The organism is Tianweitania populi, assembly GCF_014652875.1.
Classification (GTDB): Bacteria; Pseudomonadota; Alphaproteobacteria; order Rhizobiales; family Rhizobiaceae; genus Tianweitania; species Tianweitania populi.
In genome coordinates this window covers 1,407,316-1,431,654 of sequence record NZ_BMZQ01000001.1, presented here as the reverse complement: position 1 = coordinate 1,431,654, position 24,339 = coordinate 1,407,316, and the positions used below count along the sequence as shown (strand labels likewise).

Sequence of the window (24,339 nt, the reverse complement as noted above, 5' to 3'; positions counted from 1 at the left end):
GACCGGAATGGCAACCGTTGAGCTGAAAGGCGTCCGCAAGGTTTATGGGGGCGGCGTCGAGGCCGTGAAGGGCGTCGATATCTCGATCGCCGACAAATCGCTCTGCGTGCTGGTCGGCCCGTCCGGCTGCGGCAAGTCCACGCTCTTGCGCATGATCGCCGGGCTGGAAACGATCACGCACGGCACCGCTTCGATCGATGGCCGCGTGGTCAACGAGGTCGGCCCGGCCGAGCGCGACATCGCCATGGTGTTCCAGAATTATGCGCTTTACCCGCATATGAAGGTCTACGACAACATGGCCTACGGTTTGCGCAACCGGGGCATGAAGAAGGATGAGATCGATGCGCGCGTGAAGCGTGCGGCCGAAACGCTGGAGCTGTCGGCGCTGCTCGACCGCCGGCCGCGTGAACTCTCGGGCGGCCAGCGCCAGCGCGTTGCCATGGGCCGCGCCATCGTGCGCAACCCCAAGGTCTTCCTGTTCGATGAGCCGTTGTCGAACCTCGACGCCAAGCTACGCGGCCAGATGCGCGTCGAGATCAAGAACCTGCAGCGCGCGCTTGAAGTCACCAGCGTTTACGTCACGCATGACCAGCTCGAAGCCATGACGCTCGCCGACCAGCTCGTGGTCATGAATGGCGGTCTGGTGGAACAGATCGGCAAGCCGCTGGACATCTACGAAAAGCCGGCCTCGACCTTCGTGGCGAGCTTCATCGGCGCCCCGCCCATGAATCTGCTGGGCACGGTGACCGGCGGCAAAGGTGCGCCACTGACCGTTGCCGACCTGTCCGATCTCGGCCTATCCGTGCCGCCCGGCACCACCACCGTCGGCATCCGGCCGGAAGATATCGAGCAGGGCGATCATGCGGGCGAGGGGTTGAAGACCCGGCTCACCGTGGAAGCCGTCGAGCCGGTCGGCGCCGAAAGCTTCCTGCATGGCACGGCAAATACGCACCGCCTCGTTGTGCGCGTGCCGGGCCGCTCGATCGCTGAACCCGGCGCCGTTCTGCCGATCTTTGCGCCGCGCGCCAAGCTGCATTTCTTCGATGCCAACGGAAAGCGCGTGGAAGGCTAAGGCTCGCTTCGAGCCTGCCTTCAATTGGCGAGCCTGATCGTCACGCCCGGCGTTTTTCTTTGAACGAGACGGCGCCGACGATCAGCGTCACGACGAGCATGGTGGACGCTACAACCAGCAGCGCCACCGATAGCGAGGTCGCGGTCAGCACCGCGCTCGCAAAGATGATGCCGATAGCGTTGGCAGTCCGCAACAGGGCAAACACTTCGGGTCGCTTGTTGGGCGGCGCCAGGATGTCGAGGATCAGGGAATAGTAGGTCGCGAGCGGGGCAAGCACCGCGCCGATCAGCACGGCCCCGACGATCGTCAGCGCCAGTGAGTGCTGCATCGCGGCCAGCCATGCGCCTCCCGTCATGACGCACAGAAGCCCGACCACCATGCCGCGCGTGGCGGCTCGGTTGCGCACGCTCACCCAGATCCCGCCCGCCACCGAAGCGAGGCACAAGGGCACGGTGAACAGGATCGCTAGAGCAGGCGGGTAGCCGAAGCCGATCGCCAAGGCCACCGCGCCGATCTCGATCGCAGCGATGGCCGAGCCGCCGGCTGCCGAACACATCAGCCACAACAGGATCGAGGGGCTGAGTACCGATCCTCCGGCATGCGGCGTGTCTTCGATGGGTGCTACGCTGACATGCGGAACGAGCAGTGCCGGGATCGCGCCGAGCACGGCCATAGCCACCACCGCAAAGATCGGCGACAGCGAGCCCAGTCCCGATGCGGCGACAGGCGCGAGAACGAAGGTTACCTCGTTCAGCGTGGCCGATATTCCTAGCGCACGCGGCATTTTGGAAGCCGGGGTCAGACCGTTCAGCACCGAGCGCAGATAGCCCCAGGCCGCGCCGTGAACCGAGCCTGCCACCGCCGTTAGCAGGAAGAGCCATAGAAAAGGTGCCCCGTAAGCGGCCAGCACTGCCATAAGGAGGAGGGCAATGGTGCGGATCGCGATCAGCCCCTGCAGAAACCATGTCGCCGACCGGTTCCTGCCAAGCCGCGTGATCGGAATCGCGCCCAGGACCTGCGCGACGGTCATCGCCAGGATCAGGGCCGCCCCGCCGCTTGTGTCACCGGTCAGAACCAAGGCGAGCAGCGAGAAAGTCACCGGCCCGGCCGCCTGCGGCACGCTGATGGCCGCAGCCGACACGAACCAGCGGATCAACTGCCCGCGCGCGGCAGGGTCATCGAAGGCTTTCCGGTCGCGATCGCCGGCCTCTGCGTTGTGGAGCGTCGTCATGGGAGATTGACCTGTCGGCTGCCCGTAGCACCGCGCGGTACAGCGCCCCGTCTGGCTAGGCCTGTGCCAAGTGCAACGAAGCCGTCCACCCACCCCAGTCCCACAAGCGGACGGCGTCGAAGCAATCCTGAACGAACAAGTAGCGTAATCATGCACCGGCCCCTTTGATGGGCCGGGCCGTTCCCGGGCATTCTTTCCCACGGAGGGGATGAGGACGTTACCTCACGATTCGAGAGGATATGGGTGGGAGTGATGAAGTCAATTGGCTTGGGTGCCGCCGTTCGTCCAACCGATCTTTGACAAAAACCAGGTTGGGGAACGGGCTGCCGAGAATGAAGCGCCCTGGCAACCTCAATGCACCGCCGACATCATATCCTCCGGCAGCGGCGCGGGCTTGAAGCTGTCGCGGCGCGTCCAGCGGTAAACCAGGAGGGCGGCAACGATGGCCAAGCCGGCGAACAGGCCGATCCAGATGCCGAGCCCGCCCATGCCGAAGTGGAACGCCAGCAACGCGCCGAGCGGCAGGCCGATACCCCAATAGCCGATCGCCGCATAGATCATCGGCACGGTCGTATCCTGCAAGCCGCGCAGCATGCCGCTGGCCACCGCCTGCGCGCCATCGACGATCTGGAACAGGCCGGCCACCGCCAGAAAGACGATGGCGAGATCGACCACCGGCGCGTTGGCGGGATCGCTGAGATTGATGAAAGCGCCGATCAGCAGGCGCGGAAAGACGATCATCACGAAAGCCGCAAGCGTCATGAAGCCGATGCCCAGCGCAAACGCCGTCCAGCCGGAGCGGGTGATGCCCTGCTTGTCTTCGGCGCCGAGCGACAGGCCGACGCGCACCGTCGCCGCCTGACCCAGTCCCATCGGTATCATGAAGGTGACGGAGGCGATCTGGATCGCGATGGCATGGGCGGCCAGCGACGTCGTGCCGATCAAACCCATCAGAAATGCGGCCGCGTTGAAGATCGACACTTCGAAGGTCAGGATCGCTGCAATCGGCAGGCCGAGTTTCAACAAGGCTTTGAAGCGTGGCCAGTCCGGACGCCAGAAGCGGCCGAAGATGTGATAGCGGCGGAACGGGCGTTTGAAGGCGATGATAAGCGCGAGACCGATGAACATCATCGCGCTCGACAAGGCCGTGGCGATGCCCGAGCCGGACAAGCCCCAGGCGGGAAAGCCGAAATGGCCGAACACGAGCAGCCAGTTCGCCAGCGCGTTGAACAGAACCGCGCCCGCTACCACAACCAGCGCCCAACCCGGCCGTTCCAGCGCGGAGATGAAGGAGCGAAGAACGAGATAGGCGTGGAAGGGCAGCGTCGCCCATTGCAGTGCCCTGACATAAGAGCCCGCATCTGCGGCAAGCTTTGCCGACTGCCCCATCCACAGGAAGATGCTTTCTGCGTTCCAAAGGAAGATCCAGGCGGGGATGGAGTAGAGCGCCGCGATCCACAGGCCCTGCCGGATGGTGCGGCGCGTTTCGCGCACGGCAAAACGGTTGCGGCCGAGTTCGCGCGCCGCCATCGGCGAGGTCGCCGTTACCAGGCCGAGGCCGAAGATCATCGGCAGGTAGTAAAGGCTGGTCCCGAGTGCCGCTGCCGCAATCGCATCCGGACCGAGGCGTCCGAGAATGATTACGTCGGTCGTGGTCATTGCGACCTGGCCGAGATTGGTCAGCACCATCGGCCAGGCAAGCGCCACCATGGCCAGGACTTCGGTACGCCAAAGCGAAGAGCGGCTCTGCGCGGGGAGCGCGAGGCTGGTCATCACAACACCTGCAAGGTCCAAGCGCGGCAGCCATTTCGGCGCACAGCCCGCTTCACTCCTTCCTTGCGACAGGTGAGCTGCGAGGTCAATTGGGCCAGCATGCATCTGCTTATCGAGCAGGCAGATGCCGCTTACGCGGTCAGTCTATTCGGCGAACACCTTGACGCTCGCGGCTCGCCCAGCGGCATCGATCACGGTGAGCGTCGAGAAGCCAGCGCCATCCGGCGTCCAGCTCGCGGTTCGCCGCCTGACCATACCATCCAGCGGTTTTCCGTTTGCCAGCCAGCGAAACGGCGCGCGCCCGCCCTGCAGCTTCAAGGATAAAGCAAGTGGTTGGCCGCTCGCAGCTTCCAGCGCCATCCGTGCTCCATCCGGGGGGAAGATGATTTGCGGCGCGGCTTCGCTGACCTTTGGCGTGGTGTCGATGTTGCTGGTGAAGCGGCGCAGCGTTACCGGCAGGTCGGCGCGGTCCTGACGCAAGGCACCGGCTGGCGCACGAGGCAGCTGGATCTGAGCAACCCCGGAGCGCTTGAAGCCCTCGAACAGGATGGGAGCGGCCGAAGCAAAACCGGACAAGCCGGGCACCGAGCCGCCATCGGCGCGGCCAACCCAAACACCTAAGACATGCTGACCGTCATAGCCGATCGACCAGGCATCGCGATAACCGTAGCTCGTGCCGGTTTTATAGGCGAGCCGCAGGTCCGGCGCGCCTTCCGGCGGCATCACGCCCGAAAGAATGTCGCCGATCTGCCAGACCGCTTGCGGCTCAATCGTGCTGGTGAGCATTGCGCTTGCCTGCGGCACTTCCGTCAGCACCGCCGCACGACCCCCATTGGCAAGCGCGGTGTAAAGCTGGACGAGATCGCGCAGGGTCAGACCGGCACCGCCGAGCCCAATCGCCAGACCCGGCTTTTCGCCGCGCGGCAGCTGCACGGATACGCCCGCTTGACGGAAGCGGCCGACTAGCCGCGCTGGGCCGACGGCATCCAGCAAGCGAATTGCGGGCACGTTGAGCGACATCTGCAAGGCATGGCGGACCGGCACATCGCCTTGGTAGTGCATGTCAAAATTCTTCGGCCGATAGCCAGCAAAATCCGCCGGCCGGTCCTCGATGATCGTTTCCTGCGCAACCAGCCCTTCCTCGAAGGCCAGCGCATAGATGAAGGGTTTGAGCGTCGAGCCCGGCGAGCGCGGCACCCGCGTCATGTCGATCCAGCCGGAGCGCTGATTGTCGAAGAAGCCGGCGGAGCCGACATCGCCTAGGATTTCACCCGTGCTGGCATCAGCCATGATCATGGCGACCGAAAGCTTCGGCCCGAGCTTCGCGGCCGCTTCCCGTGCCACGGCTTCCAGCCCGGCTTGCACGCTGGCGTCGAGCGTCAGCTGCATGCGGGTTGCGTCCGGCGCGTCGCGCTGCATGCGATGCGTGGCATGTGCGGCAAGGGCGGGGAGGGCACGACGGCGGGACGGCACCGCATCGCCTTGCGCACGCTCGGCCTCGTGCGCTTCCAGCAGGCCGGCCTCCACCATGCGGTCCAGAACGCGGTCGCGAGCCCGCACCGCACGAGCATGATCGCGATCCGGCCGGCGGCTTTCCGGGGATTGGGGTAGGGCAACCAGCAGCGCCTGCTCGCCGACACCCAGCCCACGCGGCTCGCGTCCGAACCAGGCCAGCGAGGCTGAGCGAATGCCTTCAAGATTGCCGCCATAAGGCGCGAGCGTCAGGTAGCGTTCAAGGATTTCGCGCTTGCTCAAGCGCCGCTCGATCTGCAAAGCGCGAACTGCTTGCTTGAGCTTGTCCCCCATCGAGCGCTCTTCGCGCGGCTCCAGCAAGCGGGCGAGCTGCATCGTGATGGTCGATCCGCCCGACACGATCCGCCCATGCGTGACAAGCTGTCCGGCCGCGCGCAACACGGCGAAGGGATCGACCCCATGGTGATCCCAGAAGCGGCGATCCTCATAGGTCACCAGCATCTCGATCAACGCCGGATCGACCGTATCGAGATCGACCTTCAGCCGCCAGCGACCGTCGGGTGCCGCAAAGGCGCGGAGCAGGGCGCCGTTGCGGTCGAGCACCTCGCGCGACATGGCCGGTGGAGCATCAAGCGGCGGCGGATAGGCGCGGTCGAGCGCAAGCAGACCCTGCCACGCGCCGACGGCCAGACCGGCGGCGAGGCCAAGCCCGATCGTGAGCTTGCGCGAAACCCGCATATCAGGGCGCCTTGACCTCCATCATGCCGCTTGCCGTCCGCGCCGAGAACTCCGGTCGGTACATGTCTTCGACGCTGGCGGCAGGATGGGCATAAACCCCCGGCGTCACCGCCCGCACGACATAAGCGACCGAAACCTCGCGCTCGCTATCCTCGGTACGGTTGAAGGCGGCCACGAAGCGGTCGTCACGGAATTCGAGATGCGCCGTTTCGGTTTCTTCCAGCCAGTCGAAGTTGGACAGGCCGGCGCTGTTGACGATCGACGGATTGTCGATCTCGAAGCCGGCTGGCAGCAGGTCCGTGACGAGCACACGCGAGGGCCAGGCATTGTCTTCGCGCATCTTCAGTACAACCACGAAGCGCTGGTTTTGCTCGACCTCGCTCGGGTTCACCGGCTCGCCATCGAGCGAGTAATAGCTGCGCTCGATCGCAAAGCCGTTGCCACCGGCCGGCAGCGGCTGCACGGGCGGAGCCACGGCAGTGACGACGGCATCCACGGGCGCTTTGCCCTTATTGGTGATCGTGACCGGCTGGTCCTGCAACACTGTGCCGTCAAGGCGCTGCGAATAGCCGCCGTCCTGCGCCGTGCCGTTGATGTCGAGCTTCATGCCGCCGGTTGAGGCCACAACTGCGCGTGCCGCCAACGTCATCCAGGCTTCTTCCTGGGTGCTGGTGGAAGACCGGGTGTTGCGCTCCTTGGCAACGAGGCTGATCATCTGCGGCATGAAGGCCGGCGACGGCTTGGTTTCCGCAGCAAGCGCCAGCATGGCCGCGCCGTCCCGCAGGTCCGAACCGTAGTCGGAGCGATAAAGCTGGTTTTCCGCCGTGCCGCTCGCCAACCGGAAAGCCGAGCCGAAGGCTGCTTCCGCCCGATTGTTGTCGCCGTAAAGGGCTAAGGCGGCACCCAGCTGGGCACGCGCCATCGGCGTCTTGAACTCTTCGATGCGCGTATCGGCGTAATAGCGGAGATCGCCGATCGAGGCCTTCTTGTTTCGGGCGAGAACATAGAAGGTGTAGGCGATCTCGCTGTCCTTCGACTGCAGGTCGACGTCGTAAGCCACGGAATTGCCGAGGCTCTGGACGGCCAGCATCATGGCTTGCGCCGGCACTTCATAGCCCTGCTCACGTGCCCGGGTCAGGAAGTCGGTGACATAGGCGTCGAGCCACAGGTCGCCATAACCCGGACCCCAAAGGCCGAAGCTGCCGGAAGACGACTGGTAGGACAGCACCCGTGCGATGGCATCCTGGATACGTCCCTTGATGGCTGGATCATCGGGAATGCCGGCGGCCTTTGCCAGCTCCGAAAGGTAGAGCAGGGGCATGGCGCGGCTGGTGGTCTGCTCGGCACAGCCATAAGGATAGCGGTCGAGCGTCATGACCAGCGAGGCCACGTCGAACGCCGCGTTCGGCGTCACGCCGATCGAGACGGTAGCGCCGTCGAGGATCGAGGAGGCCAGCAACTCGCGATCGACCGTGAGGCTGGCGCCCGGTGCGAGCGACACGACGTTGCGGGTGGTGACGGGCGCGTTGGATGGCCGCAGCGGTAGGAACAATTCCTGATCGATCTGCGTGCCATCGGGGTGGCGCAGGCTCACCATGATCCGGCCATCGCCCGTTTGCATGCCGGTCAGCGGCACCTTCACGGTGGCCTTGCCACCTGCGGCAAGTTCGATCGGGTCGGATCCCGCATCGGCGACGATCTGGTCGTTGGTGGTGACGTCCAGCGTCCAGCCGCCAGCCGGACCATCGGTGTTGGCGAGGTCGAGGCGCAGTTCGGCTGCATCGCCCGGCGTCAGGAAGCGGGGCAGGCCGGAGGTAATCACCACCGGATCCCGGACGATGACGTCCTTTTCAGCATGGCCGAAGGCATCTTCGGTCCAGGCCACAGCCATGACGCGAACGGTACCGTTGAACTGCGGCAGATCGAACGAGACCTCCGCCTTGCCTTCATCGTCGAGCTTAACGGGGCCTGAGAAGAAGGCGACGAGCTTTTCCTTCGGCGGATTGCCGCGCGATGTCACGTCGCCGCCGTCACCACCGGTCCGGATGCGGCCGGTGGCGCCGAGCGAACCGTCGATCAGGCGGCCATAAAGGTCGCGGATTTCCAGGCCGAGCTGGCGCTGGCCGTAATACCAGCCTTCGGGATCCGGCGCCTTGTAGCTGGTCAGGTTCAGGATGCCGACATCGACGGCCGCCACCGTGATATAAGCTTCCTTGTCTGCAGCACTCGGTACGGAAACCGGGATCACCAGTGGCGAGCGGGGCGCGCTCTTTTCAGGCGTTTCAAGGGCGATGTCGAGCTTGCGCTCAGCCGGGTCGACCGCCAGCCATTTGATGCCGATCGCGCGCATCGGCAGGCGGCTTTCGGCTGCTTCGCCCGGACGGAACAGGGTGGTGGTCACATAGGCACCCGCACCGAAATCCTCGGTCACCGGCACGTCGATCGTGGTGCCGCCTTCCGGGACCGACGCGGTGATGGTGGACACCAGGCGCTCGGAGCCGATTGTAATCAGCGCCTCACCGCCAAAGCGCGGCGTGACCTGGAGCTTGGCCGTATCTCCTACCGCGTAGGATGGCTTGTCGAAGGCAACTTCCAGCGCATCCGGCGTTTCGGTCGAGCTTGCTTCCACATACCAGCCCGCTTCGAATTCGCGGCTGGTGGCCGGACCGGCGGGATCGTTGGTTTCGATCTCGAGGCGATAGCGGCCCCAGGCGACTGGGGTTGCGATCTGCGCTTCGGCATTGGCTTTGGCGTCGATCTTGCCTTCCGCGATCTTGGAAGTGCGGGTAACCGGCTCGTAGTTCCAGGAACCGTTCGAGCGATACCATTGATAATCGCGATCGATCTTGATCAGCCGCCAGAACAGGCCGGGCGCGTCGATCCGGTTGCCTTGTGCATCCGCTGCAAGCACCGAGAAGCGCGCGGTCGAGCCTTCCGGCACGGAGTCGTTGCCGCCTTCGAGCCGAATGCCGATCATGTTGGTTTCGGGCTGGATCGCGACTTCAGTGCGACGCTCCACGGCGCGGCCGCCGCCTTCACGCATGCGCACCACGACTTCTGCGTTCAGCAGGCGCGTGGTTGATGGCGGCGCATCGACGGACACGTCGAAGCTCGCTTTGCCTTCATCGTCGAGCACGGGGAGGTTCTCGAGCGGCAGAACCTGACCCTGCTCCTCGCTGTCTTCATCGGCCAGACCGAACTGGAAGCCGGGGAAGCGAGCCCAATTGCGCGTGGTACGAACATTGACCTCGCCTTCGATGGAAAGACCGGCTGCCGGTGCGCCATACAGGAAGCGGCCATCGACCGACATCGTGTCGGCTTCGCCCACCGCGATCTCAGGCGAAGCTGCAGCAAGATCGAACTCCATGCGATCCGGCACGAAGTCTTCCACGAGGAAGCTTTGCGCGGCGAGCGAGGGCTGCTTGGGATCGGCGTATATGCGCAGCTGCCAGCTGCCGCGCATGGCATTGGACTGAGTGGGGAAATCCACCGCATAGCCGCCGAGCGAAGCTTCGGACACAACGATGCGGCGGTCTTCAACACCGTCCGGCCGGGTGAAGATGAAGGTGAGCGGCAGAGCGCCGACACCCTTGGCTTCATCATTGCGCACGAGGGCTGCGGCATGCACCGTCTCGCCGGCGCGGTAGATGCCACGCTCGGTCCAGGCAAAGATGTCGAGCGCACCGGGTGCTGCGCGTCCGGTGACGCCGCGGTCGGACAGGTCGAAGCCAGCGCGCGTCATGTCTAGAAACACGAAGTCGTCGCCCGAACGCGCCATCAGGGCCGTGGGTACAAGCCCCGCCGTGCCGCGTACGAGGCCGGGCGTAAAGGTCGCCTTGCCTTCGTCATCGCTGGTCGCCGTGCCCAGAACCTCATTGTTGCGGGCGAGTAGGGCCAGTTCGACATCTTCCAACGGCTCGGCCGAGTTCAGCGAGCGCGCAAACACGGTCAGGCCATCTTGCCCGGTATAGGTCGAAAGGCCGATATCGGACACCACGAACCACTGCGTGGCCTTGTTGCTGTAGGTCTCACTGCGGTCGTCGCTGGGCGTCGCCACCATGACGTACACGCCGGGCTTGCGCTCGGGCAGGGCTTCATCGACCGGGAAGGAGGTCACGACCTCCTTGTTGAGCTCATTGGCAACGTCGATCGTGCCTTCCCAGGCCGGCGTGCCGAGATCGCTCTCGACAGTCGACAGGCTGTAGCCGTCGAGCTGGCGCAGGAACTGCTCGCCGGACAGGAGCTGGCTCAGCGCACGATCGCCGATGCGGAACAGCTGAAGCTTGGCTGTGTCCATGTTGACGGAAACGAGCGGCAGACCGTGCCGGCCGGCGGACGGCAGCACGAAGGCGTCGCCGGTGAAGCGGGCGGACGGCGTGCGGTCGCGCACATACAGGTTCAGCGTCACCGGAGCCTGCAAACTTTCGCCGATCGCGGCCGGCAATCCGCTGCGGAACGTGACGCGATATTCGTGGCCGTGTTCAAGGCCGTCGATGCAGATCTGCTTGTCTTTCGCTTCGATTGCCGGCGGCGCCTTGCCGTCCAAGGTGACGAAGGTGGCGTAATCCGTGCCGGACTTGACCAGTTCTTCGGAAAACTGCGCGCAAATGCGGGGCGTGGCGGAGTCGGCGTCGACGGAATTGTCGAGGATGCGGAAGCCCTTGCGCACCTTCAGATCAGCGAAGGCAGCTTGCACTTCGGCGTCGTTGACGAGGTCGAGGCTCGCTTCATAGGCGCTGAGGGCAGGACGGTAGAGGTCCTTGCGATCGAGGGCCGCGGCTAGTGCTGCCAGTGCGTCTGCGCGCTGTGTGGCGCTGCGGCTGGCAAGGTAGCCGTTCAGCGCAGCCGAGGTCGCATTGGCGTTGAAGATCTGCTGGTCGCTATAGCCTGAAGGGCTTGCGGCCAGGGATGCGCGTGCCAGTTCGGTCCAGACCGCGGCGTCATCCGGGGAGAGCGCCAGCGCCTTCGTGTAAAGCGCGGTCGCTCCGGTCGGATCGGCTTCAACCGTCTGGCGGGCCTGGTTCAGAAGGTCGTTCAAGCCGCCGCCGGAATCATCCTGCGTGGCCGTCACCGTGTTGCGGTACTTACGCGCGGCATCCACAATGTCGGCTGGCAAGAAGGTCAGCGCGGCCGGCGCGCCGAGGTCGGGTTCGGCAGCCTGATCGACGACCTTGCCGGCGATCGCGCCTGGCGCCTCGATCGTCTTATCGAAGTCGGACTTCAGGAAGCACCATTGCGCCTTCGAGTTGTAAGTGAAAGCGCGGCAGGTCTTGTCATCGAGGCAGGTTGCTTCGCACTGATCGAGCGACAAGCCTTTTTCCGTGCGCAGGTCGAAGCCGAAATAATCGACATCCGGCGTGGTTTCGATCGTTCGGGCGGATTGCGCCGAAGCGCCGCCAACCATCGCCAGCCCAAGCAAAACGGCGCCAAGCCATGCGCCGACTCTACCCCGTGCCTGCAACGCCATGTCGTCCCCCAAGACTTGCCAGTCGAGCAGGCACATGAACGCTGCTCGGTACTGGAGTCAATCAGGCAGTTTTTGCAGGATCAACTTAAATGGAGGCCGAGTTGTTTCGCGACTAAGCGCGTCAACCCAGACCTGCCTCAGCTGCCCTTGACCGCGTCACCTCATCGACATTTCCGTGCGCCATAAGCTTTGAGGCTGTGGTCTAATTTTCCCCAAATCTGTCGCAATCGCGCCGACTGGCGGCTTGGGAACGTTGCAGATTTGCGATCGGGAACACTCAAAAACACGCGCTTTGACATATCGGGCGCAATGCTGAATTGTAGCGAAATCAAGGCAACATCAAGCGGGAGAACCTCGATGACCTTCTTCAAGAACAATGGGAACAAGGTTCCGGATCACGTCCACGCCGCCGCCAAGCAGGTGAAATCCGGTGGCCTCGATCGCCGTGAGTTCCTTGCTCTCGCCAGCGTTTTCGGCGCATCCTCCGCAATGGCCTATGGCATGATCGGCCTACCGACGCCGGCCCGCGCGCAGGATGCTCAACCGAAGAAGGGCGGCGTGCTCAAGGTCAACATGTCGATCCGCACGCCGAAGGATCCGCGTCTCGCCGACTGGACTGAGATCGCCAATTCGCAGCGCCAGTCGCTGGAAGCCCTGGTTCTTTACACCCCCGAATACACGTTCGAGCCTTATCTGCTCGAAAGCTGGGAAGTGAACGACACCGCCACCGAATATGTCATGAAGCTGCGTCCGGATGCAGTTTGGACGAACGGTGATCCGCTGGTTGCCGACCATCTGATGTTCAATCTCACACGCTGGTGCGACAAGTCCGTGGAAGGCAATTCCATGGTAGCGCGCATGGGCACGCTGGTTGATCAGGCCACTGGCAAGATCCGTGAAGGCGGCGCCACGGTTGTGGACGACCACACGGTCAAGATCACGCTGACGGAGCCGGACATCTCTTTCATTCCGAACCTGGCTGACTATCCCTGCCTCGTTGTGCACCCGACTTTCGACAAGGATGGTTCGGACTTTACTCGCAACAAGATCGGCACCGGTCCGTTCGAGCTGGAAAGCTTCGCCGTCGGCGAGCGCGTCGTCTACAAGCGGCGTGAGGACGGAAAGTGGTGGGGCGGTGAGGTCATGCTCGACGGCGTCGAGTTCATCGACTACGGCACCGATCCGTCTGCTGCGGTAAACGCCTTCGAGGCGGGCGAAGTCCACGCCAATTACGAGACCACGCCGGACTACCTCGACATCATGGATGGGCTCGGCCTCCAGCGCAACGAAGCGGTGACGTCGATCACCATCGTGGCGCGCACCAACGTTACCAACAAGCCCTATGACGATCAGCGCGTGCGCAACGCCCTGCAGCTTGGCGTCGACAATGGCGTGGTGATGCAGCTTGGCGTCGATAATGCGGGCGTTGTGGCGGAAAACCACCACGTCGCGCCTATCCATCCCGAATATGTCGAGCTGCCGAAGGTCGCTCGCGATGTCGAGAAGGCTAAGGCGCTGCTGGCTGAGGCCGGTGCCGCCGACTTCGAGCATGAGCTGATCTCGTCGGACGAAGACTGGCACAAGAACACGGGCGACGCGATTGCCGCTCAGCTGCGCGATGCCGGCATCAAGGTGAAGCGCACGGTTCTGCCGGGTTCCACCTTCTGGAACGACTGGACGAAGTACCCGTATTCCCTGACCAACTGGACGATGCGTCCGCTTGGCGTGCAGGTTCTGGCACTCGCCTACCGTACCGGTGAAGCCTGGAACGAAACGGGTTGGTCGAACAAGGAGTTCGACGAGAAGCTCGCCAAGGCCCTGTCGATTATCGATCCGGAACAGCGCAAGACGGTGATGGGCGACGTCGAGAAGATCCTGCAGGACTCCGGCATCATCATCCTGCCTTATTGGCGCAAGGTGTATAACCACTACCAGCCGGTGGTGCATAACTACATCCAGCACCCGATGCAGCAGCTGAACCTGGGCAAGGTCTGGCTCGACGAAGCCTGATCCATTCGGGCGTCGTTTCGCGGCGCCCGCTTCTTCAAAGGGCGGAAAGGTCCGACCTTCAGCAATTCGTCCGCTTTTGCGCGAATTGCCTGACCCCAACCTCAAGCACTCCTTTCGGCGTGCTCGATTTTCGGCAGGGGATGCAATGTTATCGTTCATCTTGCGCAGACTGGGCATCATGGCGCTGACCATGTTCGCCCTGACTGTGGTTGTTTTCTTCCTCGTCAATCTTGAGCCCAACCTCAAGAAACTGGCGATCACGCAGACGGAATCGCGCGCCACCGCCGAGCAGCTCGAATCTTGGCTGGAGCGCAACGGCTACCGCCAGAACTTCTTCGTGCGCTACGGTCAATGGCTGGGCGTGGTGCCCAAGCAGCCCAACATCGACGCTGCAACGGGCCAAGCCATTCCGCGCTTCCGCTTCTGCGACGAGCCGTCCGAACCCGCTTATTCCGGCTTGTTGCAGGGCGAGTTCGGCTGTTCCACCAAGTTCCGCGTGCCTGTTGCTGAACGGCTGTTCCCAGCACTCGGCGCAACCGGCATCCTGATGTTCTGGGTCATGGCCGTGATGGTGCCGATCTCGCTGCTGATCGGTGTGTTGGCCGGCATGCGCGAAGGGTCGCGGACCGATCGCACGCTGTCCATGGCTTCGATCACCACCACGGCAACGCCGGAATATGTGTCGGGCGTCATCTTTACTGTGATCTTTGCATCATGGCTCGGCTGGCTGAATGGCTCGGCCGCAACGGCGACGAACCAGGGCATCACCTTCTCCAACTTCACCCTGCCGGTCATGACCATGGCGATCTACGGCATCGGCTATATCGCCCGCATGACACGCGCTTCCATGGTGGAGGTGATGACGCAGCAATATATCCGCACCGCGCGTTTGAAGGGCCTGTCCTTCAGCTCGGTCGTCATCAAGCATGCACTGCGCAATGCGCTGATCGCGCCCTTCACCGTCATCATGCTGCAATTCCCGTGGCTGCTGACGGGCGTCGTGATCGTGGAAACGATGTTCCGCTATCAGGGCTTCGGTTATGCGCTCGTGGAGGGTGCGGCCAACAACGACATCGACCTTCTTCTCGGCTGTTCGCTGGTCTCGGTTTTCGTTGTGCTGTTCACGCAGCTCATCTCGGATATCGGCTACGCCTATCTCAACCCGCGCATTCGCGTGCAGTAGGGCGGATACCTGATGCAAATGGATTATCTCGGCATCACAGGCATCGTTCTCGGCGTCCTCAAGCAGTTCTGGCCGGTGTGGCTGGCGCTTGCTCTTGTGCTGGTTGCGAGCTTTACCTTCAAGAAGCGGCTCGGGCTCTACGGCCACCTCTTCGATTCCGGCGTCGGCATTGCTGGCGTCATGATCTGCCTGTTCTGGCTGTTCACAGCCATGTTTGCGGCCGTCATCGTGACCTTCGATCCGCTGGCTCAGGTCGCGATCATGAAAGACGCTCTGCCCGGCGCGATCGATCCGCAATCCGGCGTCGCCTATCTCTTTGGTGGCGACCGGCTGGCGCGCGATATCTTTAGCCGCATGGTTTATGGCAGCCGCATCGTGCTGATCATCGCGCCGGCCGCGACAGCCTTTGCCTTGATGGTAGGCACGACGCTCGGCCTGCCGGCGGGATACTATGGTGGGCGCATCGACTCGGTGCTGTCCTTTCTTGCGAACCTCGTCCTCGCATTCCCGGTCATCCTGCTGTTCTACCTGCTGGTGACCCCGGGCATCATGGACACGCCGATCCCTTATGCACTGGCTGCGGTGTTTTTCCTGTTCCCGATCGTGTTCTTTGCGGTGCTGTTCTTTACCCGCTTTAAGACACGACCGGAACGGCTTTACCCACTGCTCGGCTTGACGCTGGTGCTGGGCGCCTGGATTTATGCGGGGCTGGTGTTCGACGCCGATCCGCTCGGGCTGATCTCGATTTCGCCCAACCAGCTCAACATCTTCGTGGCCGTGGTGTTCGCTTCCAGCCCGGGCGTGTTCCGGATCGTGCGCGGCCTGGTGATGGACATCAAGACGCGCGATTACGTGGCGGCGGCGCAAACGCGCGGCGAAACGCCATGGTACATTATGCTGTGGGAGATCCTGCCCAATGCACGCGGTCCGCTGATCGTGGATGCCTGTTTGCGCATCGGCTACACCACGATCCTGCTTGGCACACTCGGTTACTTCGGCTTGGGGCTGGCACCTGAAAGCCCGGATTGGGGCACGTCGATCAAGGAAGCCAGCCGGCTCCTGCGCGCGCAGATCCATCCGGCTTTGCCGCCGACGATCGCCCTAATGTCCTTCGTTCTAGGGCTCAACCTGCTTGCCGATGCCCTGCGTGAGCAATCGATGAAAGATTGAGGAGACGGCGATGAACCAGCACGTCAGCAATCTGCAGCCGGAAACCGGCACACAGCCGATCCTCGAGATCGAGAACCTGTCGATCTCCTTCTTCACCCGAAAGGGTGAAATCCCTGCGGTGATGGATTTCTCCTGCTCGGTGATGCCGGGCGAGGCGATGGGGATCGTGGGCGAAAGCGGCTGCGGCAAGTCCACCGTTTCGCTCGGCATCATGCGCGACCTCTCCAACGTCGGAAAGATCGTCGGCGGGCGCATCAAGTTCCAGGGCAAGGACATGGGCGACATGTCGGATGCCGAGCTGCGCGCCATTCGCGGCAACAAGATCGCGATGATCTATCAGGAGCCGATGGCTTCGCTAAACCCGGCGATGAAGATCGGGCAGCAGCTGATGGAAGTGCCCATCATCCACGACAAGGTGTCGAAAGAGGAGGCCTACAAACGCGCTTTGGAGACCGTGCGGGCGGTAAAGCTGCCGGACCCCGAACGCATGATGCGCTCTTATCCGCATCAGCTTTCCGGCGGTCAGCAGCAACGCATCGTCATCGCCATGGCACTCCTGTCGAAGCCGGCGCTTTTGCTTCTCGATGAGCCGACCACTGCGCTCGATGTGACGGTTGAGGCCGGCATCGTCGAGCTGGTGAAGGGGCTCGGCAAGGAGTTCGGCACGTCGATGATCTTCGTGTCGCACAATCTCGGTCTGATCCTCGAGACCTGCGACCGCATCACCGTGATGTATTCCGGCGAAGCGGTGGAAACCGGTCCGGTCAAGGACGTGTTCGACCATATGCGGCACCCCTATACGCAAGGGCTGTTCCGCTCGATCCCGCTGCCCGGCGCCGACAAGAACTCACGGCCGCTGATCGCCATTCCCGGCCAATTGCCGCTGCCGCATGAACGGCCGAAAGGCTGCAACTTCGGCCCGCGCTGCCATCATTTTGTGGAGGGCGTGTGCAACGCGGCCGAGATCCCGATGATCGACGTGCCCGATCACGCCAACCATGCCAGCCGCTGCATCCGCTTCGACGAGATCGACTGGACCGCCGTTCCCGCCGGCACCAAGACGGAGAAGCCGCCAGTTACACCGGGCGCGCCGGTGCTGAAGATCGACAATCTCAAGAAGTATTATCAGGTCGCTGCCAATGCGATGTTCGGCGCTGCCGAAACGCGCGTGGTCAAGGCGAACGAGTCCATCTCCTTTGAAGCGCGCGAAAGCGAGACGGTTGCGATCGTGGGCGAAAGCGGTTGCGGCAAGTCGACCCTCGCCAAGGTGCTGCTCGGTCTGGAAACGGCTACCTCCGGCGACATCCTGCTGGGCAATAAGCCCATTCAAGGCACGGCGATCGAAGGGCGGGACGTCGATACGATTTCTTCGATCCAGATGGTGTTCCAGAACCCGTTTGACACGCTCAATCCCAGCCATTCGGTCGGGTCCCAGATCATTCGGACACTGGAAAAGTTCGGCGTCGGCCGCACGCTTGCCGATCGCCAGCAGCGCATGTTCGAGCTGCTCGATCTCGTCAAGCTGCCGCGCGCCTTCGCCACCCGCAAGCCGCGCCAGCTCTCAGGCGGTCAGAAACAGCGTATCGGCGTCGCGCGCGCTTTTGCCGGCCGCGCCAAGGTGGTGGTGGCCGACGAGCCGGTTTCCGCGCTCGACGTGTCGGTGCAGGCGGCGGTCACCGAGCTGTTGATGGACATCCAGCGCGAGTCGAAAACGACCATGCTGTTCATCAGCCACGACCTGAGCGTGGTTCGCTATATCGCCGACCGCGTTGTCGTGATGTATCTCGGCTATATCGTGGAGCAGGGCACCACCGACCAAATCTTCGCGCCGCCCTATCACCCCTATACCGAGGCGCTGCTGTCCGCGATCCCGATCGCCGATACGAGCGTGGTGAAGAAGCACATCGTGCTGGACGGCGACATCCCCTCGGCCATGAACCCGCCCACCGGCTGTCCTTTCCAAACGCGCTGCCGCTACAAGTCTCTCGTGCCCGATCACCTCTGCGAAACCCAGGTGCCGCCCCTGCGCGAGTTGGATGACGGCCATCGCAGCTTGTGCTGGCTGCCTGACGAGGTGCTGGCCCGCATGGAGCCGGTCATCAGCTTCGCGGCCAAGACCGCGGACGATCCGGCAAGTCGCGCGCCTGACGAAGGTCGGGCGCTGCCTGTTCATGGCGGGCATCCAGTCGAGGAGGACGCGCTGAGCGAGCCGCTGACACCGGCAGACGCTCTGGACGAGCAGGCCCGGATCGACGTGCATGGCTCACGAGAGATTTCAGCCTTGCCGGGCGAATCTTCTCCCGAGAAGCTGCAAACCGAAGCCGGTGACGGACGTCAGGCCGCAAGTGCTGAGGTGAAGCCCGCTCTGGCCAAGACGCCCGAAGAAGAGGCCGCCAGCGGTGAGGGCACTGCACAGCCCGCGCGTCAGGTTCAAACGGCGGCGTCTCCCGCGGAAGCGCGCCGAAAACTCGGACTGGACGAATAAAGCAGCGTTCGGAACAACGGTCATGTTCATGCATTGTTCTTGGCGAGACCACGAGGTGATGACATGGCCGACGAAGAAGAGCTGAACCCGAAGAACCATCCGACCGATAACGCTGAAAAGGACCCGGATGATTGGGTCACGGGCGACGAGCCGATGACCGGCGCCCAGCGTTCCTACCTGAAGACGCTGTCGGAAAAGGCTCATGATCCCGATGCCTATGCCGAGGATCTCAGCAAGGCCGAAGCCTCGAAGCGCATCGATGCGCTGCGCGAGAAAGCCGGCCTGGAATAAGACCGCGACGAATCGGATTCTAGAAAAAGGGCAGCCAATAATGGCTGCCCTTTTTCTTTATAGACGAATGACGACCTGCTTATTGCGCAACGAGGCTCACGCACTCTTCCGTGTTTTCCGGCAGACGACCGCCGCAGGTGTTTCCATACTGCTCTGCGGGTGTGCCGAAATCAGTCTCGTTATAAAGATCGTCGCAAGCCTGCATTTCGCCGGCCTGGCATTGCTGCGCGAGTTCATTCAAGCGCTCATCCGCGACCGTCGGAGCAGGCTGCGGCGAGGGCATTTCGGCTACCGAGGCGAAAGACGGTGCTGTTGCAGGCGAGCCATCTGCGCCTGAATTGGCTTCGGGATCAGCACTGCCATCGGTGTCAGAACCGGGCTGGCGGAAGCTGTCCTGTGGCGCAAGGCCGGGCGACAGAATGGTGCCGAAGTCATTGCTCAGCACGCCCATTTCCCGCAGCATCGGCTGGAAAACAAATGGAATGGACGTTGCGATGAGGATCGGGATCAGCACGAAGGCGGCCATGATGCCCAATGCACGCAGTGGTCCCTTCCACGAGGAATAGGGCCGGGCGCCGGGCCGCGACAAGACATCGACGCGCGCCGACAAGGGCGGATAAAGCGCCAGCCATTTGCCGATCGTCAGCCAGCCGGTATCCAGCGTCCTCTGCTGCGCGATATAGGCTTCGACATTGACGTTCTTCTTGTAAACGCCACCGGCAGCCAGGATGATCAGGCCGCGATGGGCTCCCGCGGGATCGCCGCAAAGAGCCGCGCCCCAGCGGTCGCAGGTGAATTCGCAGGCGCGCGAATAGGCTGAGCCCAGGAACGGCATGATGCGGCCGGGCGCCGTCAGAAGCTGCCAGTTAAGATGGCCCGACCGAAGATGGCCGATTTCGTGACCGATGATCATGTCCCGCGCAGTTGTGTCGTCGCCGCAGGCTTCCAGCAGATCGGTATAAAGGGTGACGATCCTGCTGCGGAAGAACTTGGTCGCAAATGCGTTCAGCCCGCCATCGGCCTGGAACAGGTAGGCATCGGGCGTCTTCTTCAATCCAGCCTTGGCCGAAAGCTCGACCACACGATGATAGATCTCGGGAAACTGGTTGGGCCCAAGCTGGATGGCGCTGCCGCGCAGATGCATGATCAAGGCAAGATGCGCGAAGAAGAAGATCAGCCCGAAGAACAGCGCATAGATCAGGCCGATGCCCACCGTTCCGAAGATGATTGCGATCCACAAGATGATGGATACAACGAGGATCACGACGAAAAGCGGTATTTCGCTCGGCCATCGCTTGATCAGCACCGGTTGCTGATTGATCGAGACACGCTCTTGCATGCAAACCCCTCCTGCACACTGCATTAGTCATGCTGCATAGAACCAAACCTTGATGACGAACAAGCGCAGCAACGGAAAAGAAGAGCAAAGTCCTCTGCTTTTATTCCGCTTCTTCTCTGTTTTTGACCAGTTGATAAAAATTTCCGACGTGGTAGCCTCCTTCAAAAGCCAGCGTTAAAGCCAGCTACGGGGAACATCGATGGACGCACGCCTTTCAAGGGAAGGCATTGTGGGCGCACGGCTCTCGCCGGCCCAGCTTGCCGAAAATTTCGCCGATCTCCATCCGCCGCTCGACCGCCACGAAGCGCTTGTTGAAAGCGATCGTTGTTACTTCTGCTACGACGCGCCTTGCATGCAGGCGTGTCCAACGTCGATCGACATTCCGCTTTTCATCCGTGAGATCTCGACCGGCAATGCCGTGGGTGCAGCCAAGACGATCTTCGACCAGAACATCATGGGCGGCATGTGCGCCCGGGTTTGTCCGACCGAGACGCTGTGCGAAGAAGCCTGCGTACGCGAGATTGCCGAAGGCAAGCCGGTCAAGATCGGCATGTTGCAGCGCTATGCAACCGATATTGCCATGGCGCAGAACAAGCAGTTCTACAACCGCGCGCCCTCGACGGGTAAGCGGGTCGCCGTGGTCGGTGCTGGCCCGGCCGGTCTTGCCGCCGCTCACCGCCTTTCTATGCATGGCCATGATGTCACGATCTTCGAAGGTCGTCCAAAAGCCGGCGGCCTCAACGAATACGGCATCGCCACCTACAAGAGCACCAACGACTTCGCACAGGCCGAGGTGGATTATGTGCTGGGGATCGGCGGCATCGAGATCAAGCATGGGCGCATGCTCGGTCGCGATTTCTCCCTGTCGGAGCTGACAGCCGATTACGACGCGGTCTTCCTCGGCATGGGGCTGGCCGGCGTCAACGCCTTGCGAGCAGAAGGCGAAGACGCGGCGGGCACTGAGAACGCGGTCGATTTCATCGCTGCGTTGCGTCAGGCCGAAGACAAGACCGTGCTGCCGATCGGGCGGCGCGTGGTCGTGATCGGCGGCGGCATGACCGCCATCGACGCCGCCATTCAGGCCAAGTTACTCGGCGCGGATGAGGTCACCATCGCCTATCGCCGGGCTAAGGAGAACATGAACGCGTCGGAATACGAGCAGGATCTGGCGACCGCCAACGGCGTGGTGATCCGCCACTGGCTGGCACCCAAGCGCGTTCTAAACGAAGGCGGCAAGGTCGTTGGGCTGGAACTCGAATACACAATTATCGATGGCGATCGCCTGGCTGGTACGGGTGAGACGCTGGCCATTGAAGCCGACCAGGTCTTCCGCGCCATCGGCCAAAGCTTCCGCCCGGAGGTGCTCAACGGCTCCGGCGCTTCGACCGCTTTCGAAGGGGGCAAGATCCGCATCGACGCCGAAGGCCGCACTTCGCTCGCCAAGGTGTGGGCGGGCGGCGACTGCGTTTCCCTTGGCGAAGACCTAACAGTGTCCGCCACGGCTCAGGGTCGAGACGCCGCCGAGAGCATCCATAAGTCGTTGATGGGCTGAGGCATGCTGTGTTCGTTTTCCATCACGAAGAGGATCGGGGTCACCATGGCAGCTTGTGTGCTGATCGGTCTCGCGACACCTCATGCACACGCTCAGGATGCCTGGCTGCACGGCCAATGGTGTGATGCCGACAGCGGCGAGATGATGATCGTTGAAGCCGATAGCTTCGGCTTCAACGAAAACACGGTCTGCAAATGGCTCGACAAGCCTCAAGCCGGATCGAGGATCGAAGCGCGCATCAGCTGCGTCACCCATCATCCGGATGGCAGCAAGGACGACGCGTGGAGGCCTGTCCTCAGGATCGTCAATACCGGTCCGCGCTCCCTTTCGCTGCGCTTCGGCAAGGGCAACGCAGTCGCTTACGCGAAATGCTGAAGATGAGATCAGCCAAAGGAACATGACCCATGGCAGACATCCGCAATAACTTCATCGGCATCAAGTCACCCAACCCGTTCTGGCTCGCATCAGCGCCGCCCACCGATAAGGCCTATAATGTCATCCGCGCCTTCCAGGCCGGTTGGGGCGGTGTGGTTTGGAAGACGCTGGGCGAGGAGGGGCCGCCAGTCGTCAATGTGAACGGCCCGCGTTACGGAGCGATCTGGGGTGCCGATCGCCGTTTGCTCGGCTTGAACAATATCGAACTCATCACCGACCGGCAGCTGCAGCTCAATTTGCAGGAGATGAAGCAGGTCAAGAAGGCGTGGCCGGATCGCGCCTTGATTGCCTCCATCATGGTGCCCTGCGAAGAAGAAAGCTGGAAGGCCATTCTGCCGCTGGTTGAAGAAACCGAATGCGACGGCATCGAACTCAACTTCGGCTGTCCGCACGGCATGAGCGAGCGCGGCATGGGCGCAGCCGTGGGGCAGGTGCCCGAGTACATCGAAATGGTGGCGCGCTGGTGCAAGCAATACAGCCGCATGCCGGTGATCGTGAAGCTCACGCCCAACATCACCGATATCCGCTATCCCGCGCGCGCTGCCAAGCGCGGCGGTGCCGATGCGGTGTCGCTGATCAACACGATCTCGTCGATCACCTCCGTCAATCTCGACAGCTTCTCGCCCGAACCGTCCATCGACGGGCGCGGCAGCCATGGCGGCTATTGCGGCCCAGCGGTGAAGCCCATCGCGCTCAACATGGTGGCCGAAATCGCGCGCGACCCGGAAACGCACGGCCTGCCGATTTCGGGCATCGGCGGCGTCACGACCTGGCGGGATGCAGCCGAGTTCCTGGCGCTCGGTGCCGGCAACGTGCAGGTCTGCACGGCGGCGATGACCTACGGCTTCAAGATCGTCCAGGAGATGATCGAAGGTCTCAAGAACTGGATGGACGAGAAGGGCCACGCAACGCTTGATGACGTCATCGGTCGCGCCACGCCCAACGTCACCGACTGGCAATATCTCAACCTCAATTACGTCACCAAGGCGCACATCAACCAGGATCTGTGCATCAAGTGCGGCCGCTGCCACATCGCCTGTGAAGACACCTCGCACCAGGCGATCACCAACATCGTGGACGGCCTGCGCCACTTTGAGGTGATCGAGGAGGAATGCGTCGGCTGCAATCTCTGCGTCAATGTCTGCCCGGTTCAGGACTGCATCGACATGGTGCCGCTTGCCGCGGGGCAGCTGGACAAGCGTACGGAGAAGGTGGTGTCGCCGGTCTACGCCAACTGGACGCAGCACCCGAACAACCCGATGCACAAGCCCGCACCCGTGCAAGTGCCGGAGCCGGCTGAGTAGGGGTACAAAGGTCGTCGCGCCGACCGGTTCTGAACTGGAGGCAGATCAGTCCTTCGGCCGCAACCCATCCATGAACAACTGCTCCAGAAATCGCGCCGCATCCTCGTAGCGGCCGGCCGCGCCCTTGTCGGGGCCGAGCACCGCGCGCACCTGGACGTCGAAATCGGCATAATGCTGCGTGGTAGCCCAGATCGAGAAGATAAGGTGATGCGGGTCGGTGCGGGCGATCTTGCCGGCCTTCATCCAGCCGCGGATTACCAGCACCTTTTCATCCACAAGCGTCTTCAGTTCGCCGGCGATGAGCGGCATGATGCGCGGCGCACCTTCCAGAATCTCGTTGGCGAAAAGGCGACTTTCCCTGGGATAATCGCGCGACATTTCGAGCTTCCGGCGGATGTAGCCGCGTAGTTCCGTCATCGGATCGCCGATATCGTCCAGCTCGCGCAGCGGCTGCAGCCAGGTGTCGAGAAGCCGGTGCATCAAGGCAGAATAAATGTCGTCCTTCCGACGGAAATAATAAAGAAGGTTCGGCTTCGACATGCCGGCCGTTTCGGCGATGCGGTCGATGGTCGCGCCTCGAAAGCCGAAGCGGGAGAAAACATCGAGCGCGGCTTCGAGGATCAGCTCGCGCTTTTCGATCTGAATGCGCGTTCGAGGAGCAACTGCATCCACAATGATCACGAAGCTCCATCGATCTGCTTAAGCGTTGAGCCCTGGACCAATCGTCTGGCCCAGTTGATTGCCTGGAGTGGCGCGCCCGCTCCCCGTTCCGGCTCGATTAGTATTCCCTTGACCGCCCCTGCGGCAATGCTAACC

Annotated in this window: 15 protein-coding genes; 9 read left to right on the top strand and 6 right to left on the bottom strand. The window is 62.7% G+C overall.

Going from position 1 to position 24,339, the window contains the following annotated elements:
* Positions 1-7: 7 nt before the first annotated feature.
* Positions 8-1,072 (top strand): sn-glycerol-3-phosphate import ATP-binding protein UgpC, encoded by a 1,065-nt coding sequence (locus IE166_RS07050; protein ID WP_189502742.1) that lies wholly within the window; start codon positions 8-10, stop codon positions 1,070-1,072.
* Positions 1,073-1,112: 40 nt separating this feature from the next.
* Here the strand turns inward: IE166_RS07050 and IE166_RS07045 are convergent, their stop codons facing one another.
* The 4 genes from IE166_RS07045 to IE166_RS07030 form a co-directional block, all read right to left on the bottom strand.
* The gene (locus tag IE166_RS07045) at positions 1,113-2,303 is read right to left on the bottom strand and encodes an MFS transporter (RefSeq protein WP_210312940.1); all 1,191 of its coding nucleotides are present in this window, start codon (positions 2,301-2,303) and stop codon (positions 1,113-1,115) included.
* A gap of 351 nt (positions 2,304-2,654) precedes the next feature.
* A complete protein-coding gene (locus IE166_RS07040) occupies positions 2,655-4,076 on the bottom strand; it encodes an MATE family efflux transporter (protein ID WP_189502741.1) in 1,422 nt (473 codons plus the stop codon).
* Positions 4,077-4,220: 144 nt separating this feature from the next.
* Positions 4,221-6,287 (bottom strand): penicillin-binding protein 1C, encoded by a 2,067-nt coding sequence (pbpC, locus tag IE166_RS07035; RefSeq protein WP_189502740.1) that lies wholly within the window; start codon positions 6,285-6,287, stop codon positions 4,221-4,223.
* A 1-nt stretch (position 6,288) separates the two neighbouring features.
* Complete coding sequence (locus tag IE166_RS07030) at positions 6,289-11,754, bottom strand: alpha-2-macroglobulin family protein (RefSeq protein ID WP_189502739.1); 5,466 nt, start codon at positions 11,752-11,754, stop codon at positions 6,289-6,291.
* A gap of 357 nt (positions 11,755-12,111) precedes the next feature.
* On the opposite strand from IE166_RS07030, the gene IE166_RS07025 reads away from it, so the two are divergent.
* From IE166_RS07025 to IE166_RS07005, 5 genes are all read left to right on the top strand, one after another.
* Positions 12,112-13,764: an ABC transporter substrate-binding protein gene (locus IE166_RS07025; RefSeq protein ID WP_189502738.1), complete on the top strand. Its 1,653-nt coding sequence runs from the start codon at positions 12,112-12,114 to the stop codon at positions 13,762-13,764.
* 145 nt (positions 13,765-13,909) lie between these two features.
* Positions 13,910-14,947 carry an ABC transporter permease gene (locus IE166_RS07020; protein WP_189502737.1) on the top strand — a complete coding sequence of 346 codons (1,038 nt, stop codon included), beginning with the start codon at positions 13,910-13,912 and terminating at the stop codon, positions 14,945-14,947.
* A gap of 12 nt (positions 14,948-14,959) precedes the next feature.
* Entirely contained in the window at positions 14,960-16,117 is a 1,158-nt protein-coding gene (locus IE166_RS07015; protein ID WP_189502736.1) for an ABC transporter permease, read from the top strand.
* A 10-nt stretch (positions 16,118-16,127) separates the two neighbouring features.
* Entirely contained in the window at positions 16,128-18,602 is a 2,475-nt protein-coding gene (locus IE166_RS07010; RefSeq protein WP_244641349.1) for an ABC transporter ATP-binding protein, read from the top strand.
* Positions 18,603-18,665: 63 nt separating this feature from the next.
* Positions 18,666-18,893, top strand: coding sequence for a DUF3072 domain-containing protein (locus IE166_RS07005; RefSeq protein WP_189502735.1), 228 nt, complete (start codon positions 18,666-18,668; stop codon positions 18,891-18,893).
* A gap of 79 nt (positions 18,894-18,972) precedes the next feature.
* Here IE166_RS07005 and IE166_RS07000 read toward each other — a convergent pair whose 3' ends face one another.
* On the bottom strand, positions 18,973-20,232 hold the full coding sequence (locus tag IE166_RS07000; RefSeq protein ID WP_189502734.1) for a M48 family metallopeptidase: 1,260 nt from the start codon (positions 20,230-20,232) through the stop codon (positions 18,973-18,975).
* Between the two features lie 199 nt (positions 20,233-20,431).
* On the opposite strand from IE166_RS07000, the gene IE166_RS06995 reads away from it, so the two are divergent.
* From IE166_RS06995 to preA, 3 genes are read left to right on the top strand one after another with little or no spacing between them, the layout of a single operon-like run.
* Positions 20,432-21,784 carry an NAD(P)-dependent oxidoreductase gene (locus IE166_RS06995; RefSeq protein ID WP_189502733.1) on the top strand — a complete coding sequence of 451 codons (1,353 nt, stop codon included), beginning with the start codon at positions 20,432-20,434 and terminating at the stop codon, positions 21,782-21,784.
* A 45-nt stretch (positions 21,785-21,829) separates the two neighbouring features.
* A complete protein-coding gene (locus tag IE166_RS06990) occupies positions 21,830-22,159 on the top strand; it encodes a hypothetical protein (protein ID WP_189502732.1) in 330 nt (109 codons plus the stop codon).
* Between the two features lie 29 nt (positions 22,160-22,188).
* Complete coding sequence (gene preA / locus IE166_RS06985) at positions 22,189-23,523, top strand: NAD-dependent dihydropyrimidine dehydrogenase subunit PreA (protein ID WP_189502731.1); 1,335 nt, start codon at positions 22,189-22,191, stop codon at positions 23,521-23,523.
* 45 nt (positions 23,524-23,568) lie between these two features.
* Here preA and IE166_RS06980 read toward each other — a convergent pair whose 3' ends face one another.
* Positions 23,569-24,201, bottom strand: coding sequence for a TetR family transcriptional regulator C-terminal domain-containing protein (locus tag IE166_RS06980; protein ID WP_385965129.1), 633 nt, complete (start codon positions 24,199-24,201; stop codon positions 23,569-23,571).
* Between the last annotated feature and the right edge of the window lie 138 nt (positions 24,202-24,339).

Bases quoted from the DNA above. Each gene is read 5' to 3' on its own strand.
- IE166_RS07010 (WP_244641349.1), top strand. From the start codon at position 16,128: ATGAACCAGCACGTCAGCAATCTGCAGCCGGAAACCGGCACACAGCCG.
- IE166_RS07000 (WP_189502734.1), bottom strand. From the start codon at position 20,232: ATGCAAGAGCGTGTCTCGATCAATCAGCAACCGGTGCTGATCAAGCGA.
- preA (WP_189502731.1), top strand. From the start codon at position 22,189: ATGGCAGACATCCGCAATAACTTCATCGGCATCAAGTCACCCAACCCG.
- IE166_RS07015 (WP_189502736.1), top strand. From the start codon at position 14,960: ATGCAAATGGATTATCTCGGCATCACAGGCATCGTTCTCGGCGTCCTC.
- IE166_RS07030 (WP_189502739.1), bottom strand. From the start codon at position 11,754: ATGGCGTTGCAGGCACGGGGTAGAGTCGGCGCATGGCTTGGCGCCGTT.
- IE166_RS06990 (WP_189502732.1), top strand. From the start codon at position 21,830: ATGGCAGCTTGTGTGCTGATCGGTCTCGCGACACCTCATGCACACGCT.
- IE166_RS07025 (WP_189502738.1), top strand. From the start codon at position 12,112: ATGACCTTCTTCAAGAACAATGGGAACAAGGTTCCGGATCACGTCCAC.
- IE166_RS07040 (WP_189502741.1), bottom strand. From the start codon at position 4,076: ATGACCAGCCTCGCGCTCCCCGCGCAGAGCCGCTCTTCGCTTTGGCGT.
- IE166_RS07045 (WP_210312940.1), bottom strand. From the start codon at position 2,303: ATGACGACGCTCCACAACGCAGAGGCCGGCGATCGCGACCGGAAAGCC.
- IE166_RS07020 (WP_189502737.1), top strand. From the start codon at position 13,910: ATGTTATCGTTCATCTTGCGCAGACTGGGCATCATGGCGCTGACCATG.
- IE166_RS06995 (WP_189502733.1), top strand. From the start codon at position 20,432: ATGGACGCACGCCTTTCAAGGGAAGGCATTGTGGGCGCACGGCTCTCG.
- IE166_RS07050 (WP_189502742.1), top strand. From the start codon at position 8: ATGGCAACCGTTGAGCTGAAAGGCGTCCGCAAGGTTTATGGGGGCGGC.
- IE166_RS07005 (WP_189502735.1), top strand. From the start codon at position 18,666: ATGGCCGACGAAGAAGAGCTGAACCCGAAGAACCATCCGACCGATAAC.
- pbpC (WP_189502740.1), bottom strand. From the start codon at position 6,287: ATGCGGGTTTCGCGCAAGCTCACGATCGGGCTTGGCCTCGCCGCCGGT.